The organism is Mesorhizobium sp. M4A.F.Ca.ET.050.02.1.1, assembly GCF_003997725.1.
Classification (GTDB): Bacteria; Pseudomonadota; Alphaproteobacteria; order Rhizobiales; family Rhizobiaceae; genus Mesorhizobium.
This window is the reverse complement of sequence record NZ_RZSG01001055.1, coordinates 1-1700: the sequence shown is the minus strand read 5'-3', so window position 1 is coordinate 1700 and position 1700 is coordinate 1. Positions and strand designations below refer to the sequence as shown.

Here is a 1700-nt window from a genome sequence, read left to right as displayed (position 1 = left end):
ATACATGAAGGAGACCGAGCGCGCCGAGGCGGCCAACCGCGCGAAGTCCGAATTCCTGGCCAACATGTCGCACGAACTGCGCACGCCGCTCAACGCCATCATTGGCTTCTCCGAGCTGATGGAACAAGGCCTGTTCGGGCCGCTCGGCTCGCCGCGCTACGAAGAATATGCCACCGACATCAACGGCAGCGGCAAATACCTGCTCGGCGTCATCAACGACATACTCGACATGTCGAAGATCGAGGCCGGCCAGTTCTCGATGGACCGCGAGGAGATCGACCTCTGCCCGCTGATCAAGGAGACGGTGCGCGTCATCTCGCTGCAGGCGGCGGAGAAATCGATCACGGTGGAGACCCGCATCGCCGATTCGATGCGGCTCTTCGCCGATCGCCGCGCGATCAAGCAGATCGCCATAAACCTTCTGTCCAACGCCGTGAAGTTCACCGGCCAGGGCGGCCACATCTCGGTCCGGGCGCGCAGCGCTTCAGGAGCCTTGGTGCTGACCATCGAGGACAATGGCTGCGGCATCCCCAAAGCGGCGCTGAGCAAGCTTGGCCGGCCCTTCGAGCAGGTGCAGAACCAGTTCTCAAAGAACCATGCAGGCTCGGGCCTCGGCCTGGCCATCTCGCGCTCGCTGGCCGAGCTGCAGGGCGGCGCGCTGAAGATCCGCTCGACCGAAGGCGTCGGCACGATCGTGTCGGTGCGAATCCCGCTCAAGAAGGCGCCGCCTTCGGTGAAGGCGGCGGCTTGATTGATTTCCGTAGGAATCCTCGGCAACGCTAGCGGGACAGCGCGAAGTAACGAGGCCTTTTCGAGAATCCGGCAGCATAGCCCACCGGATCCGGATCATTCAGCTTCACTGCACGCCGTCACCGCCATTCCACTGCCGATGACGTCCGAAGCGACCGCCCTTCGGCAGCTCGCCCTTTTCGATCTTGCCGTCATTGTTCTTGTCCAGCAAGGCGAACAGCTTCTTCTCGCGGCCAGTGATGTCGTCGGCGGTCAGCGTGCCGTCGCCCCTGGTGTCGTAGCGCTCGATGATGCGCCTGGCCATGCGCTCGAAGCGCGCCTTCTCCAGCGCGTCGGCGAGTTCGGCAACGGTGAGCCTGCCGCCATTTTGAGCAACCATCTTTTTCAGGCGCGAGTCCATGGCGTCAGAGAACTGGTCGAAGGTGATGGGGCCGTCAGAGTCCTTCATCGCCTTGCCGAGGCGTAACATCAAGTTGTCACGCATATTGGCGCTGGCGTTATTTTCGGCATAGGCCGTCGTGCCGACGGCGCCGGCAAGGGCTGCGAAAGCAAGGGCAAGCTTGGTTGACTTTCTCATTGGTCTTCTCCTGTTGCATCGTCACCCCCGATGCCAGGACGGCAACCTCCTCAATCAGATTCAGGCCGCCATCCTATCTCCTTGTTTAAGCATCGGATTTTCTCCGCATCGGCTCCAACGCTCCCGCCTTGAGGTTCATCCGCCCATCATGATTTTTTCGCACGCAGCAAAAGGTCGAAATCCTGTCTGACCTTTGGCGACGTCTCCTTGAGATGTGCTTCAAGAACAGCGAAATCCGGCACGTCAGTCACCGCCAGAAGCAGATCTGAAAGCCCCGGTGGCACGTCGTCGCGCTGGATCTCACCGGTGAGGCAAAGCCTGATCATCTGGGTCAGCGCCAGATAGAGCGCGTAGGCATCGCACAGCTGCTGCC

3 protein-coding genes are annotated in these 1700 nt (G+C 61.2%); 1 reads left to right on the top strand and 2 read right to left on the bottom strand.

Going from position 1 to position 1700, the window contains the following annotated elements; translation table 11 throughout:
• Nucleotides 1–751, top strand: a 751-nt coding sequence (locus EOA33_RS34855; RefSeq protein WP_145989490.1) for a HAMP domain-containing sensor histidine kinase, incomplete at its 5' end; no start/stop codon positions are given.
• 105 nt (nucleotides 752–856) lie between these two features.
• Here EOA33_RS34855 and EOA33_RS34850 read toward each other — a convergent pair.
• On the bottom strand, nucleotides 857–1327 hold the full coding sequence (locus EOA33_RS34850; RefSeq protein ID WP_126055756.1) for a hypothetical protein: 471 nt from the start codon (nucleotides 1325–1327) through the stop codon (nucleotides 857–859).
• Nucleotides 1328–1473: 146 nt separating this feature from the next.
• Nucleotides 1474–1700: hypothetical protein (locus tag EOA33_RS34845; RefSeq protein WP_145989489.1), on the bottom strand; the 227-nt coding region annotated here is incomplete at its 5' end.